This window comes from Acinetobacter sp. YH01003 (assembly GCF_013420525.1).
Taxonomy (GTDB): domain Bacteria; phylum Pseudomonadota; class Gammaproteobacteria; order Pseudomonadales; family Moraxellaceae; genus Acinetobacter; species Acinetobacter towneri.
Genome location: NZ_VOXY01000016.1, coordinates 1 through 15,240 on the forward strand (window position 1 = coordinate 1; position 15,240 = coordinate 15,240).

At 40.3% G+C, this 15,240-nt stretch carries 13 protein-coding genes and 1 rRNA gene; 13 read left to right on the forward strand and 1 reads right to left on the reverse strand.

The genetic code is table 11. From position 1 onward, the window contains the following. From rrf to hisC, 8 genes are all read left to right on the forward strand, one after another. Positions 1 to 85, forward strand: a 5S ribosomal RNA gene (gene rrf / locus FTT70_RS11385); the annotation flags it as partial. Positions 86 to 293: 208 nt separating this feature from the next. Then, the gene (locus FTT70_RS11390; RefSeq protein WP_180168634.1) at positions 294 to 1,754 is read left to right on the forward strand and encodes an RNA polymerase factor sigma-54; all 1,461 of its coding nucleotides are present in this window, start codon (positions 294 to 296) and stop codon (positions 1,752 to 1,754) included. Positions 1,755 to 1,920: 166 nt separating this feature from the next. Then, the gene (gene hpf, locus FTT70_RS11395; protein WP_004975196.1) at positions 1,921 to 2,253 is read left to right on the forward strand and encodes a ribosome hibernation-promoting factor, HPF/YfiA family; all 333 of its coding nucleotides are present in this window, start codon (positions 1,921 to 1,923) and stop codon (positions 2,251 to 2,253) included. Between the two features lie 138 nt (positions 2,254 to 2,391). Further along, positions 2,392 to 2,643 (forward strand): BolA family iron metabolism protein IbaG, encoded by a 252-nt coding sequence (ibaG, locus tag FTT70_RS11400; RefSeq protein WP_004975198.1) that lies wholly within the window; start codon positions 2,392 to 2,394, stop codon positions 2,641 to 2,643. A gap of 7 nt (positions 2,644 to 2,650) precedes the next feature. Continuing rightward, positions 2,651 to 3,907 (forward strand): UDP-N-acetylglucosamine 1-carboxyvinyltransferase, encoded by a 1,257-nt coding sequence (gene murA / locus FTT70_RS11405; protein WP_004975199.1) that lies wholly within the window; start codon positions 2,651 to 2,653, stop codon positions 3,905 to 3,907. Continuing rightward, the gene (hisG, locus tag FTT70_RS11410; RefSeq protein WP_167846233.1) at positions 3,907 to 4,611 is read left to right on the forward strand and encodes an ATP phosphoribosyltransferase; all 705 of its coding nucleotides are present in this window, start codon (positions 3,907 to 3,909) and stop codon (positions 4,609 to 4,611) included. Before murA ends, hisG begins: the two co-directional genes overlap by 1 nt. 186 nt (positions 4,612 to 4,797) lie before the next feature. After that, positions 4,798 to 6,102: a histidinol dehydrogenase gene (hisD, locus tag FTT70_RS11415; RefSeq protein WP_162495523.1), complete on the forward strand. Its 1,305-nt coding sequence runs from the start codon at positions 4,798 to 4,800 to the stop codon at positions 6,100 to 6,102. Positions 6,103 to 6,237: 135 nt separating this feature from the next. Next, positions 6,238 to 7,326: a histidinol-phosphate transaminase gene (gene hisC, locus FTT70_RS11420; RefSeq protein ID WP_131261923.1), complete on the forward strand. Its 1,089-nt coding sequence runs from the start codon at positions 6,238 to 6,240 to the stop codon at positions 7,324 to 7,326. Positions 7,327 to 7,392: 66 nt separating this feature from the next. Here the strand turns inward: hisC and pabB are convergent, their stop codons facing one another. After that, positions 7,393 to 8,733 (reverse strand): aminodeoxychorismate synthase component I, encoded by a 1,341-nt coding sequence (gene pabB / locus FTT70_RS11425; protein ID WP_004975209.1) that lies wholly within the window; start codon positions 8,731 to 8,733, stop codon positions 7,393 to 7,395. A gap of 255 nt (positions 8,734 to 8,988) precedes the next feature. On the opposite strand from pabB, the gene FTT70_RS11430 reads away from it, so the two are divergent. From FTT70_RS11430 to filE, 5 genes are all read left to right on the forward strand, one after another. After that, on the forward strand, positions 8,989 to 10,008 hold the full coding sequence (locus tag FTT70_RS11430) for a DUF6160 family protein (protein ID WP_131261922.1): 1,020 nt from the start codon (positions 8,989 to 8,991) through the stop codon (positions 10,006 to 10,008). Positions 10,009 to 10,201: 193 nt separating this feature from the next. Continuing rightward, positions 10,202 to 11,035, forward strand: a complete 834-nt coding sequence (locus FTT70_RS11435; protein WP_131261921.1) for a C39 family peptidase — start codon at positions 10,202 to 10,204, stop codon at positions 11,033 to 11,035. A 46-nt stretch (positions 11,036 to 11,081) separates the two neighbouring features. Beyond that, a complete protein-coding gene (locus FTT70_RS11440) occupies positions 11,082 to 12,212 on the forward strand; it encodes a hypothetical protein (RefSeq protein WP_131261920.1) in 1,131 nt (376 codons plus the stop codon). 12 nt (positions 12,213 to 12,224) lie between these two features. Then, positions 12,225 to 13,889, forward strand: a complete 1,665-nt coding sequence (locus tag FTT70_RS11445) for an OmpP1/FadL family transporter (protein ID WP_004975217.1) — start codon at positions 12,225 to 12,227, stop codon at positions 13,887 to 13,889. Continuing rightward, a complete protein-coding gene (gene filE / locus FTT70_RS11450) occupies positions 13,883 to 15,235 on the forward strand; it encodes a putative pilus assembly protein FilE (protein ID WP_131261919.1) in 1,353 nt (450 codons plus the stop codon). Before FTT70_RS11445 ends, filE begins: the two co-directional genes overlap by 7 nt. Positions 15,236 to 15,240 lie beyond the last annotated feature (5 nt).

The following is a 15,240-nucleotide window of genomic DNA, read 5'->3' on the forward strand; positions in this document are numbered from 1 at the left end:
GATCCCTTCCCGAACTCAGAAGTGAAACCTCTTCGCGCTGATGGTAGTGTGGGGTTACCCATGTGAGAGTAAGTCATCGCCAGCTCATTATTCTAAACACCCTCAACTAGCGTTGGGGGTGTTTTTTTATGTGGGAAAGAAAAGTAGAAAGAAATCTGAACAGAACTTCTGATTAAAATCTTTATGTCTTTTAATGAATCTATGTTATACCTAATAAAACGGCATAGAAATTGCTTATCAAAAACTTATATATTAAGTTGTTGAAAAACATAAATTTAAAAGAGTGGGTGAAAATGAAGTTATCGGTTGGATTAAAAGTTGCAAACTCCTTGTCACTGACACCGCAGTTACAACAAGCCATTCGTTTGCTTCAACTTTCGAGCTTGGAACTTGAACAAGAAGTTCAAATTCAGTTGGACAGTAATCCCTTATTAGAAAAAGTCGAAGAACAAAGTAGTGTCGAAAGTTTATCCACCTTAGAAGAGCAAGAGCAAGAGCATGATCAAAAGGATTTGACTAAAGAATTAAATGCAGATCATCTACCGAATGACTTGCCTGTCGATACAGACTGGGATGATGTGTACACTCATTTACCCACGAGTTTGGGAGCAGCGGAATATGAAGAGCGCGAGGATAATCGTCAGGGACATTTAGGTTTAAAAGAGCACATGATGCAACAAATCAATCTGTTGCATTTTTCTCAAGTCGAGCAGCTCATTGCCTACTGTATTGTCGATGCTTTGGATGACAATGGTTTCTTGGATTGTGAAATATCTGAAATCACTACATCTGTGCAACATTTATTGATCTCCATGGAATACGAAGATGAAGTTGAAGACGATGAAGTTTTGGTCGTTTTGAAACATATTCAGCGTTTAGAGCCGATTGGTATTGGTTCGCGTAATTTGGCGGAATGTTTATCTATTCAGCTTGAAAGTTTGGCTACAGATGTGCCTTATCGGCAGGAAGCACTGCAACTCTTGCAGCATTATGAGTTATTAATTTCGAATGATTTAGCCAAGTTAATTAAGCAAACGGGTTTAAGCGCAGATCAGCTACAGCATGCAGTGGCTTTATTAAAAACCTTGAAAGCGCATCCTGGTACAGCATTTGAAGATCAGGAGTCAGATTATCAAATTCCAGATGTAGTGGTCAGTAAAAAGCAGGACCATTGGCAGGTGCAGCTGAATCCTGATGTTGTGCCTAAGCTTAGAATTAATTCGTTTTATGCCAATATGATTAAACGCGCAGATCAAAGTGAAGATAATCAATATTTGCGTAATCAAATGCTAGATGCGAAAAACTTTATTAAAAGTGTTGATGAACGTCATAAAACCTTATTAAAGGTAGCGACTTGTATTGTGCAGCATCAACGTGAATTTTTAGAAATTGGTGCTGAAGGAATGAAACCGTTGATTTTGCGTGATGTTGCCGATGAGGTGGAGTTGCATGAATCTACAGTTTCACGGGTGACCACTAATAAATATATGTTAACTCCACGTGGTTTATTTGAATTGAAATATTTCTTTTCAAGTCATGTTGGAACAAGTTCAGGTGGAGAAGCATCCTCAACTGCGATTCGCGCCAAGATAAAAAAATTAATTGCAGAGGAAAATCCACGTAAACCTTTGTCAGACAACACAATTGCAAACCTTCTTAAGGAAGAAGGAATTGATGTGGCACGTAGAACGGTTGCGAAATATCGTGAGTCATTAAATATTCCGTCATCTTCTGAACGAAAAGTCTTGATCTAATTTTTAAAATCGGTCTATTCTAAGGATTCATTATGACCAAATAATGAATTTTTTTTGAAGGAATAGTTAGACATGATTTAAAGTGACCGCTGCAGTGATCTGTTATTTGGCAATCAATCATGTGAACTATGCCTTCCTAATCCTAATGAAGGTGAGGGATAGAATTATGCAAATAACAATTCGTGGACATCACTTAGCTATTACCCCTGCAATTGAAGAAAATATTCGACTTAAATTTGCACAAATGACCAAACATCTGGATCAGGTCAATAGTATGCAGGTGAAATTAAGTAAAGATCATCAAATCGATAAACATTCTAAAAAAGGCAGCGCCAATCATATTGCAGAAGCAATTATTCGTTTACCTGGAACGGAGCTTTTTGCGCAGGCTAGTGCAGATGATATGTATACTTCAATTAAGATGATGACAGAAAAATTAAAACGTCAGTTAGAGAAACATCGGAAGATGCAGTTGGATTATCAGCCTTTAGCCATCTAGTTAAAATGTGATTTAAAAAGAGGTTTTGGATAAACCTCTTTTTTTATTGCGATAATGTATAGGATTAATGAATTATTTTTTCTATTTATAGTAAAATGACAGGTTTTTACACCGTTGGTCCTATAAGAGGTCTTTGTGATGAATAGTGAACAGCTCACTGAAATTTTAAAAGCTGCTTTTCCAGAGGCTGAAGTTGCTGTAAGTGGGCAAGGCGGCAAGTTTGATCTTCGTATTGTAGATAATCAGTTTGAAGGTAAGCGTCCTGTTGCTCGTCAACAAGCAGTGTATGCACCATTGAATAGCTATATTGCCAGCGGTGAAGTTCATGCGGTTACAATTCGTGCAATGACACAAGAAGAATGGCGTAAAGCAAGCTTATTTGGAGCTTAATAATTTAATGGATAAATTTTTAATTCAGGGCGGTAATAAGCTCGAAGGTGAAGTGCGTATTTCTGGTGCAAAAAATGCAGCCTTGCCACTTCTTGCTGCAATGATTCTTGCAGAAACGCCAATTACATTGAAAAATGTTCCAAATTTAAAAGATGTAAATACCTTGGTGAAGTTGATCGCAGGCTTGGGCATTAAAATGTCTTATGAAGGCGATACAGTCATTGCAGATACCTCAACGTTGGACAACCAATTTGCACCTTATGAATTGGTAAAAACCATGCGTGCCTCTATTTTGGTGCTTGGCCCATTGGTTGCGCGCTATGGTAGTGCAAAAGTATCTTTGCCAGGGGGGTGTGCAATAGGCTCACGTCCTGTCGATCAACATCTTAAAGCACTTGAAGCTTTAGGCGCAGAAATTGAAGTTGAAAATGGCTATGTAAATGCCAAAGTCAATGGTCGCCTTAAAGGTGGCGAAGTGGTCTTTGATATGGTCACTGTTGGCGGTACAGAAAACATTCTCATGGCTGCGGTATTGGCAGATGGTGTTACCACTATTCGTAATGCTGCACGTGAACCTGAAATTACCGACCTTGCGCAAATGCTCATCAAAATGGGCGCTAAAATTGAAGGTTTAGACACCGATACTTTAGTGGTTACAGGTGTTGAACACTTGCATGGTTGTGAGTATTCAGTAGTTGCTGACCGTATCGAAACAGGTTCTTATTTGGCTGCAGCTGCAATTACGGGCGGTAAAATCAGAACCACACATACCGATCCTGCCTTGCTAGAATCTGTGTTAGATAAGTTTGAAGAAATGGGTGCGGAAGTCACACGTGGCGATGACTGGATTGAACTGGATATGATGGGCAAGCGCCCTAAAGCCGTGAGTTTCAGAACTTTACCACACCCTGAATTTCCAACAGACATGCAAGCACAGTTAATGGCGGTGAATGCGATTGGACGCGGTTTTGCTACCATTTCGGAAACTATTTTTGAAAACCGTTTTATGCATGTCCCTGAGTTGTCACGTATGGGTGCCAATATTCAGGTAGAAGGCAATGATGCGGTGGTGACAGGCGTAGAAAAACTTTCTGCTGCACCTGTTATGGCAACTGATTTACGTGCCTCATTCTCGTTGGTGTTAGCAGCATTGGCGGCAGAAGGCGAAACATTGATTGACCGTATTTATCATATTGATCGCGGTTATGAAAATGTAGAACAAAAGTTACAAGGTTTAGGCGCCCAAATTAAGCGAGTAAATTGATGAATGACATGAGAAACGATGATCCAAATTTTGACGTCATGGGCAATTTTGATCATGGTTTAACTTTGGCATTAAGTAAGGGGCGAATTTTAAAAGAAACTTTGCCTTTATTGGAAACTGCGGGAATTAATTTACTGGAAGATCCAGATAAATCACGTAAGTTGATTTTTCCAACCACACATAAACAAGTGCGTATTTTAATTTTACGTGCTTCTGATGTACCAACTTATGTTGAAAATGGTGCAGCAGATATTGGGGTTGCGGGTAAAGACGTGCTGATGGAGCATGGCGCTCAAAATGTATATGAGCCGCTGGATCTGAAAATTGCCAATTGTAAATTGATGACTGCGGGCAAAGTTGGTATGCAGCGTCCAAAAGGTCGTTTAAAAATTGCCACTAAATATGTGAATTTGACCCGTCAATACTATGCCAGCTTAGGCGAGCAGGTTGATGTCATTAAACTCTATGGCTCAATGGAATTAGCACCATTGGTCGGTTTGGGTGATTACATAGTCGATGTGGTTGATACAGGTAATACTTTACGTGCCAACGGTTTAGAGCCGCTAGAAGAAATCTGTAAAGTATCTTCACGTTTAATTGTCAATAAAGCCAGTTTTAAGCGCAAGCAAGATTTGCTCAATCCAATTTTGGCACAACTTGAAAAAGCAGTGGTAGAACGCGAGTTGGCAAAACAATCTGCTTAACTTTGCATCCATCATCCTGCTTTCTCAAAAAACCGTCATTTAATGACGGTTTTTTTATGTCCACCCATGATTCTGTTCTTGAATGATTTTGAACGTGAATTTCCATCAAAACATACTGCTTTCGCCATGTATAGATTCCCACAAAGCCCTAGAAACAAGGTAAACTAAACTTTTCTATCAAACCTTGTGGGTAAATTGATGCGACGTTTATCGACTCAAGATCAAAGCTTTAAACAAGCCTTTGCAGACTTGTTGGCTTTTGAAACTGTCAGTGATCCTGAACTTTTAAAAACTGTAGATCAAATTATTGCTGATGTGCGTCAGCACGGTGATGCTCAGGTTCTTAAACTCACTCAACAGTTCGATCGACATCCAGCGCATCAATTTTCAGAACTTGAGTTAAGTCAGGAACAACTGAAAGCCGCATTTGATGCTTTAGATAACGAAGTTCGTGAAGCTTTGGAATTGGCTGCTGTACGTATTCGTGAATTTCACCAAGCGCAAAAGCAGGATGGCTGGACTTATGTTGATGCTTTGGGCAACACGCTTGGGCAAAAAGTCACGCCATTAGATCGCGTTGGTATTTATGTACCAGGTGGTTTGGCATCTTATCCATCTTCTGTGCTCATGAATGCCGTGCCTGCGCATGTTGCTGGTGTACCTGAAATTATTATGGTGGTACCTGCACCGAATGGTGAACTCAATCCATTGGTTTTGGCGGCTGCATATTTAGCAGGGGTGACTCGTGTATTTACCATTGGCGGAGCGCAAGCTGTTGCTGCATTGGCTTATGGTACAGAAACCATCCCATCGGTAGATAAAATTACGGGGCCAGGTAACCGCTTTGTGGCGGCTGCAAAACGTGCTGTATTTGGTCAGGTTGGCATTGATATGATTGCTGGGCCATCCGAAATTTTGGTTTATGCCGAAGGTGAAAATAATCCTGAATGGTTGGCGATGGATTTACTTTCCCAAGCCGAGCACGACACGGTTGCACAATCTATTTTTATTACACCAGATGCGCAATTGCTGAATCAGGTTGAACAAGCGATTGAACAGCACTTGGCGAATTTGCCTAAAGCTGAAATTGCCCGCACTTCTATTGCAAATCGTGGTGCATTGATCTTAGTCAAAGATCGTCAAGAGGCTATTGAATTGATCAACCAAGTTGCGCCCGAACACTTGGAGTTGTGTATGGATGATCCACAAGTGATGGCAGAAGAAATTCGTCATGCGGGTGCGATCTTTATGGGGCGCTATACACCAGAAGCGATTGGTGATTATTGTGCAGGGCCAAACCACGTATTACCAACGTCGGGTACAGCACGTTTTTCATCGCCATTGGGTGTTTACGATTTCCAAAAACGCTCAAGTCTGATTATGTGTTCAGCTGAGGGCGTGAAAAGTTTGGCGAAAACCGCTGATATTTTAGCGAAGCAGGAAAATCTGGATGCGCATGCACGATCAGCACGTTATCGTTATCAATCATAAATAGCATTACAACCTCTCCCTGACCCTCTCCTAATAAAGAGAGGGGAATTTAAACCACACAAATTTTGTGTCTTTAGTAATGAAAATTCCTCTCCCTTTGGGAGAGGTTAGGAGAGGGTTTAAAGAGAATACAAAATGAATATCACAGCAGAACAAATGCGTTTTTGGAGCCCTGAAGTACGTGAGCTAGAGCCTTATGTACCGGGTGAGCAGCCAAAAATTCAAAATTTATTAAAATTGAATACCAATGAAAACCCGTATCCACCTTCGCCTAAAGTGGTGGAAGCGGTGCAAAAGGTTTTAGAAAACTCGGCAGATGCACTGCGTTTATATCCAGATCCAGATGCGTCTGAGCTTAAGCAAGCCATTGCGAAACAGCAAAATGTAGCTGTTGGAAATGTCTTTGTTGGCAATGGTTCAGATGAAGTCCTTGCACATATTTTTAAGGCTTTTTTTGTTCAGGAACAGCCGTTACTGTATCCGGATATCACCTATAGTTTTTACCCTGTATATAGTCAATTTTTTGGGGTAAAAACTAAAATTTTGCCTTTAAATGATGATTTTGAAATTGTAGTTGATGACTATAAGCAAGCCAATGGTGGCATTATCATCACCAATCCGAATGCACCGACCAGTATTGCTTTAGGTTTAAGCGCGATTGAAGAAATTTTACAGGCCAATCCAAATTCAGTGGTGGTGATTGATGAGGCTTATGTCGATTTTGGTGCAGAGTCTGCAGTGAAATTGGTGGAAAAGTACGAGAATCTAGTGGTGTGTCAAACCACCTCTAAATCACGTTCATTGGCAGGTTTACGTGTTGGTTTTGCGATTGCACAACCACATTTAATTGCCGCATTGGAAGCCGTAAAAAATAGTTTTAACTCTTATCCAATGGATCGTTTTGCCATTGCAGCTGCGGTGGCATCTTTTCAAGATCAGGCGTATTTTGAAGCCCAATGCCAAAAAGTTATTGCTAGCCGTGAGAAATTGGTGACGGATTTAACGAGCTTGGGCTTTAAGATATTGCCATCACACGCCAACTTTATTTTTGCATCACATCCTCAACAGGATGCAGGTGAATTAGCTGCAGCATTACGTGAACGCGGTATTATTGTGCGTTATTTTAATAAACCACGCATCAATCAATATTTGCGCATTACTATTGGTACAGATGATCAAAATCAACGCTTAGTAGATACTTTAAAATACGATATTTTGGCTTAATTGTTAAAATATCGTAGAGGCGAGTGAAGCATTGAATTCACTCGCTTTTTTTGTTTTTGCGACATGCTATTGCGCAGGTTTGTACCAGCGGTTCAATAAGTCCAACATCGCTGAAACCTTGTCAAAACATTCTTGATATTCTGCTTCACAAACAGATGCAATCGTGACGCCACCACCAGCCCATAATGAAACATCTTGCTGATATTTCTGAATAGAACGGATCAGGATATTCCAAGAACCCGTTCCATCGGCATCAAAATAACCCATAGAGCCGCAATAGGCGCCACGTGCTGCACCTTCGAGTTCATCTATAATTTGCATGGCACGAATTTTCGGTGCGCCTGTAATTGACCCACCTGGCAAGGCAGACATCAACACATCAAAAGGATTCATCTCGGCTTTTAGTGTTGCGGTCACTTCACTGACCATGTGATGCACTTGGTTAAAAGACTCAATATTGAATAACTTTGGCGTTTTGACGCTGCCAGTTTCGGCATAAACACTTAAATCATTACGTAATAAATCCACAATCATCACATTTTCAGCCTGATCTTTTTTAGATTCACTTAATTGTTGTTTCGATTGTCGGTCTAATTCAGGATCGCCATAACGTGGCATCGTGCCCTTAATGGGTTTTGTGGTAATTTTTCGATTTTCCTCAAAATCGATAAAGAGTTCGGGCGAACAACTTAAAATTTCAAAATCACCAATACGTAAATAACCTGCATAAGGTGCATTGGTCAGTTGCCAAAACTGAGCTGCAGTCTCTAAAAGTTGACCTTGAGCCTCAGCGCTAAACTCTTGCGTAAGATTAATTTGATAACAATCTCCTGCCACTATATAGTCTTGAACATGTTGAAAGGCGCGTTGGTAATCTGTGAAATTCCAGCGGGCTTGACACTTTTGGCTTAATTGGAACTGTTCAATTATGGTTGATTGAGTATATAAATTTAAAATAAAATCAAAGATTTGAGTAGCAGCATCGTCTGAACTATAAAAATACCAGCCATCAGTTTCTTGCTGTAAATAGCTTTTAAATTGACCTAAAAAAATACTTGGCTGGGGACGAGACTGCATATTGATGTGTTGCTGTGCTGCTGCATCATACGAAACAAACCCCATTACACTGCAAAATGGGGCGGTGTCAGCATCTTCTAAAGCACCGAGATGAGCTGTTAAATCTAATTGAGTTGGACTTAATTCATATTGATCCAATGCCGTTTTTTGAAAGTAAAAATGTTGATGGTTTTGCTGCACACAATAGCGTTCAGCCAAAAAAGCAATACGTGCCTTTCCATTATTTTGCAAATAAATACAATGTGAAAGTGCTGCCAAAGCTTGCAAAATTCTTGCAGCCTCATATTCAGGTTCACAGAATAATTTTTTAAAATGAGTAGGATAGGACATAAAGCGTAAACAGCTGAGAGATTTTAAAAGGCTATTTTACATGATTGCAGCAGATAAAAAGCAAATAACCGTTTGTCGGTAAGATGTGGATTACGACCAACAGCAGTTGAACAAAAAATAACTCAGATATACCTTTGTATGTGCAAACCGGCTACTCAAGGAATGTGTGTTAGTGTTGTCCTCATCAAATAAAAACACAATCACTGGCACTGAGTGGTAAAACCAAAAAAATAATACTCTCGGGAGAGTAACAAGATGAAAAAATTTACTAAACTTGCTTTGGTATCATCAATCGCGTTAACGACAAATGCAATGGCAATGCAGGCAATGGACGATACTGCATTAAGCGCAACTACTGGTCAAGATGGTTTAAGCATCGGGATTGGTATTTCTAAAATCGAAATCGAAAAACTTTTAATCCATGATAATGATGGTTTGGCTGCAAAAGGTGCTGCTGGAGACTTAGGTTTCGGTGGTACTTCAAAGGCAGGTGCTATCGTAATTAAGGGCAATGGCGAAGGAAAAACAGCGAATCACGGTGTGGTTATTGAAGCCAATATGTCTGATGTGACAAATCCAACAAAATATTTATTGGCTTCTCATAATTTAGCAGATTTAGTCATTGATACAGATGCTGGTGAGACTGCTGATGGTGGTGCATTTATTAATGTAGCTGCTCAAGTAGCTGGGCTTGAAATTAATATTGGTGAAATTGGTGTCTCTGCATCGAATGCTAAGCCAGTAGCTGGTGCTACGAGCATTCGTCGTGGTAATGATGATAACAACTATAATGCAATTTTATCTGGCTTAACGTTAAAAACAGGTAAAATGGATGCCAATATTCAATTGGGTGCAGCGCCACAAGGTGCCATGATTAAACTTGATACCACAATGGTGGGTGGTTTAGAAATTGCAAACTTAGGTATTTTAGATAACTCTACTAAAGCAGGTACTGGTGATGGTACTGTAGGTAATCGTGCAGCAGGTGAAATCTTTATTGAAAGTATTAAGTTTGCAGATGCTAATTCTACGGACTTAACCTTAAAGCAAGATATTAGTGTGATAGGTAAGGAAGGTGCAAACAATGGCTATATTCAAATCATTAGCCATGGTGGTGCAAAAGATAATTATGTACAAGGTATCCGTTTAGGCAGTAAGACTGCTGCTTCTATTGGTGATATGGAAGTTCAAGGCTTACAAACTTATTACGGTGGTAATACATTGCAACCTGCTGGTTATACACAAGGTGCAAAAATCACCATTTCGGGTCACTAATTTAAACACTGAAAAAGCGCGTGAATTCACGCGCTTTTTTTTACAAATAAACTGATGAGTTCGCAAAAAAATATAGAAAGCTCTTTTTTTTTTCTATAAAACGAGTATCTTTCTAAATACAAGGAAGTAGAGTGAAAACTCTAAAAATAAAAATATTAGGCAGGTATTGCCGAGAACTAAAAAGTAAAAATATATGTTAGAGATCGCTTTGGGCTCGGCATTGATCTATTACGCTGCCACACAAGCCTTTGATTTAAAAGAACAGCATCCAGAAGCTGTGCACTATACAGAAACTTTGGATTCTAGAAATAATTCATTTACCCGTATGCATAGAGAACCTGTGCAAATTAAACCTGCTTTAGAAGATCAATTCCGTGGCATTGTACGCCAAGCCTATGACTATAGCTGTGGTTCTGCAGCGTTAACGACTTTGCTCAATGGTTATGTTGGCACACAACTGAACGAACAACAGACCATGAGTGGTTTACTTCGTTATGGAGAGTATGAGCGAATTATCGAGCGTCGTAGTTTTTCATTGTTAGATATGAAGCGCTTTGTTGCTGCTTTAGGGCTAGAGAGTGGGGGGTATCGTGGTGAATTTGAAGATTTAGTCAAGCAAGGGCAGCCTGCAATCGTACCAATTTCTTATGCAGGTTTTAAACATTTTGTGGTGTATAAAGCCTATAAAAATGGGCGGGTTTATGTGGCTGACCCAGCTTTGGGCAATATTAGTTTTGATGAAGAACGATTTAAGGACGTTTGGGAAAATAACACCCTGTTCTTAATTAATGTAGCACCTCAGCATCGACAAAATATGTTGGCATTACATGAAAAAGATTTACGTCATGTGGAAGATGCAACAGTGAATCGTTATGCCTTTGTTGATATTCAATATCCACAATTTGCGATGGAAAAAATAGCCGATAAAGCATCGACAATACGTCTGGAACGTAATGTAAATAAAGATTCCGAAAATTATGGACAGTACGAGCATCGTTTTTTAAGACTCTACTATAAAAACAAGTAATTAGTTGTTCACGAAATACAAAAATAAAAAATGGAAGGGGTAAATCATGGATCGTAAATGGATGAATAAAACCTTATTGGCTCTCAGTATTCAAATGGCATTTGGGGTGGCTTATGCCGCAGAGGAGACGCAATTAGGGGAATATGAAACTACAGCTGAACAGGCAGAAGTATCAAATACAGCAGCATCAACTGCAGATACAAGTGCTGAAACAAATAGTGCGGTTGTCGCTACAAATGGCGTACAAGCAGCATCATCTGCTTTGCAACAGCAAGAGGGCGATGCAACCAAAGAGGCGAATTTAGAAGAAGTATTTACCTCGAATGAGCGTCAATACTCGCTCATGAAACAAGGTGATATTTCATCTTATTATGATATTGATTATACCTATCATCGTGATACGCAGCTCGACCTTGAAATGGCTCAAGGTCAGTTGTATCAGCTTCGTGTGCAAGAAAATGCGTCCCACGCATTAACTAACACCTTCACCGCACAATATGGTTTGCGTGACAATTTAACTTTATCTGCTTCTGTACCATTGGTTGCAAAGTCAGACTTGTTAAAAGATGCCACGGCAGCAGGCTTGGGGGATATTTCTTTAGGTGCACGTTGGGAGCCATTCCCATTAAAAGCGGGGCGTTTACCTTTAATTTTATTCGCAAATTTATCGACCAAAACGGGGGATAGTCCTTACGAGATTAATCCTGTTAAAGATTTATCAACAGGTAAGGGTTACTACTCTGCAGGCATCGGTGCAAGTACGCGTAAGTATATTGACCCAGTTGTATTGTTTGCTTCTGCTTCAGCCAACTATGGTTTTAAAGAAAGCGGTCTCAATCAAATTCGCGGTAGCCGTATTATTGAAGAGTTTGAGCCAGGTATTAGTGGTGGTTTTGCTTTTGGTTTTGCTTATTCGTTTAACTACGATGTGTCGATGACCATGTCCTATCAGCAAAGCTTTAATACAGGTTCGGAGTTTACTTATCATACGGGTGAAAGCTATTCACCTGCAGACCAGACCAGTTCGACTTTGGCTATTTCATTAGGCGTTCGCGTTTCACCTGAAACCATTGTGAATGGTACGGTAGGAATCGGTCTGACCGAAGACGCGCCAGACGTATCACTTGGTTTGTCATTCCCACTGGATATTCTCGGTTTCGGTAAAAAAATTCGCTAAGAGGCTAGTCGCATGAAAATGATACGACTTCGCCCGTTAGTGACTGCAATTATACTGTCGGGCTGTTCAGGGGCTGCTTTTGCGCAGCTTGGACAAAACTTATCTGTCGATATTCGTTCTTTGACTATGGGGAATGCGGTCACTGCAGATCCTCCTGGTATTAGTGCGATTCACTTTAACCCTGCTGCACTGACCAAGATTGAAGGTTTGCAAACAGATGTGCAAGGGGTGTTGGCACATTTTGATGTACAGCGTGAGCTTTCCGTTCCAGCAGGTTATGACGTATTTGGTTATTCTGATGACCCTGTGGTGTGTAACGATGGACCAGAAATTTTGGCCGATTTTTGTACCGATTTTAAAGGTACAGTACAAGCCGATGTAGAATATCCAACGCTGTATGTCCCGATTCTGAAAAAATTTGTCGATTTGGGTAAAGGCATGCCACTGGCAGCGCCAACCAACGGTATTGCCTATAATCCACCAGGTTCCAAAGTGACCTTTGCCACCGCATTATATGCGCCGTTGATTGCGGGCTTTGGTGCCGAAAATGGTAACCCTGGTAACTTTATGGGACAACAGGTTGCCTTAGAACGTATCACCTATCTTTCTCCATCTATCGCCTATCAAGTCAATGATGAATTGTCAGTCGGTGCGTCAATAGGGATGTCTTACCAAGCCATCGCCATGAATACCGATTTACGCTTCCCGAATGAACTGATCGGGATGTTACGTATGGTGGATGAAGTGGTCTGTACGCCATTTAAAGAAAATTCAGACATCATTACCGATATTTTGTTGCTCGGGATTTGTAATGCCGAAGAAGGTATGAATCCATTTTCCCGTTTTGGGCAAATGCAACTGGCGGTTGAGCAAAGTTTAAGCCCGAGTTATAACTTGGGTATTTTGTGGGAACCGACAGAAGATTTTAGCTTTGGTATGGTGTATCAGAGTGCAGCTAAAATGCGCTTAAAGGGCAAATATCATATTGATAACTCGAAAGCACCGCGTGAGTTAATTAATGGTTTGATGTCTTCACCAACAGGTCAGATTTTAGCGGCAATTTTAGGTTTCCCAAGTTATATTCCAGCCAGTGAGTCTGGTTTGGTTTCTATGGATTTTGAATATCCTGCGCACTTTCAAGCGGGGATAAAATATAAAGTCATGCCTGATTTACAAGTCAATTTTGATGTGGGCTGGACTGACTATAAAGCATGGGATAAATTCAAATTCGAGTTTGACCGTCAAATCTCGGCATTAAAAATTGCAAAATTGCTTTCGGAGCATGTGTCTGATGACAGTTTAGCTTTGCCATTAGAGTTTAAGTCACCGTGGAACTGGGGTGTTGGCATCGAATATTCAGCCACAGACCGTTTAAAACTGCGTGCGGGTTATGAACCACGTGGTAGTGCGATTCCTGACAATAAACGTAACACTATGGTACCAATTAATAATGCACGTTTATTCGGTCTGGGTGTGGGATATCGTTTTGATGCAGATACAGACCTTGATTTATCCATCGGCTTTTTACAAAGTAAGGATAAAATTCCAGCCAATACCAGTAGCTTAGCCAATAAGGAAGGTGTGAATAACCTGCTGTTAAACCCTTATGCGGGTTTGAATGTGAAAACGGATACAAAAATTACAATTCTTGGATTGAGTTATAGAACACGATGGTAAGTTCAGTACGGAAAATAAAACGGACTTTATTTTCAAAGTCGATACTCACACTGATTTTCAGTATGGGATCGGTGTGTTACGCGAATCAGTTTTACACCATTATTGGACCAGATGGTCGTCCAATTGTGGTGCAGCGTAATGCTGCAGAAAAAAAGCAAACGATACAGGCGTTGGAAACCGCACAACAGCAAAAGCAAGTCCAACAAAAGCAACTACAAGAAAACCAACAACAAGACCAGTTTAAGCAAGACAAGGTGCATCAAGTACAGCAGATAACTGCTCAAACATCCGTTCAGGTATCTAAAAATATTTCTGTTCAGGCGAGCAAGCAACTGAATTTGTCTAAGCCGAATATCTCAGAACAATCCGCTATGTCACAAAATCAGGCTAGTCAAAGCAAAGAGAACTCATCATTGCGTGCATCACACACTGAGCCAAATGCAGTGCAGCAAGATATTTCCAGTGCGGAATCTGTTCATCAAACAGGATTGGCAAAAGAAGCAGCGATCAACAAAGTCGCGGTAAAACCATCTGTACTAGAGGATTTACAACAGCTTCCTCAGCAATTTGCGATTGATCCATCCACAGTGTCTGTTTCTAAAAAAACACCAGATCAAGCATCGCATGCATCTGCCCAACAAACGGGTTTTATGGAGATGGCGGGAGAACAGTATGTTAAAAGTGAGTATTTGGAAGATCAGGAGTTTAATTTAGAAGGAAAAAAACGCTTTTATAGTATGCCAGAAGGCATAATTGACACAAAAAATGGCGGTGGTACTCGTATGCAAGTGGTCGAACGTGAACGTGGTGTAAGCCGCTCCGTTCTCAATAAATTATTTAAAAAGCAATCGGTTGCTGAGCCTCACGCTATTGTTTTGGCTGCAGACTATTATCGTGTTAATCAAGCTGAAGCAATTGAGGGTTTGGGGCAGCAATGTTTTGCTGAAAGCAAAAAAAATAAAGCTAAAACCTTAAAAGCACAACAAGATTTAAATTTGTGGCCTAGAGCTCCCTTAACCGAAAAATTTGATTATGAATTGGTGAAGTTAGAAGGCAATATTCAAAATATTCAAATCAACTCTTATGCTACGAAGCAAAATCAACCGACCTTTTATTGGCCGTTTGTGGTTTTTCTGGATCAAAAAGGCTGTGTGATTGAAGGTGCTGGTGGTTTTAGAAATCAGGATACTGCAGGCAATGTCTTACAACATGAGGTGATAGAGGGCATGCTGCAACTTCCAAAAAATAGCCACTATGTATTATTAACGCCATTGGCTTCTGCAGTGGATATGGAACATCGCGCGCTCAGTAACCAAGGGCAATTAAAACTCATTGCGATACGCTAACAACA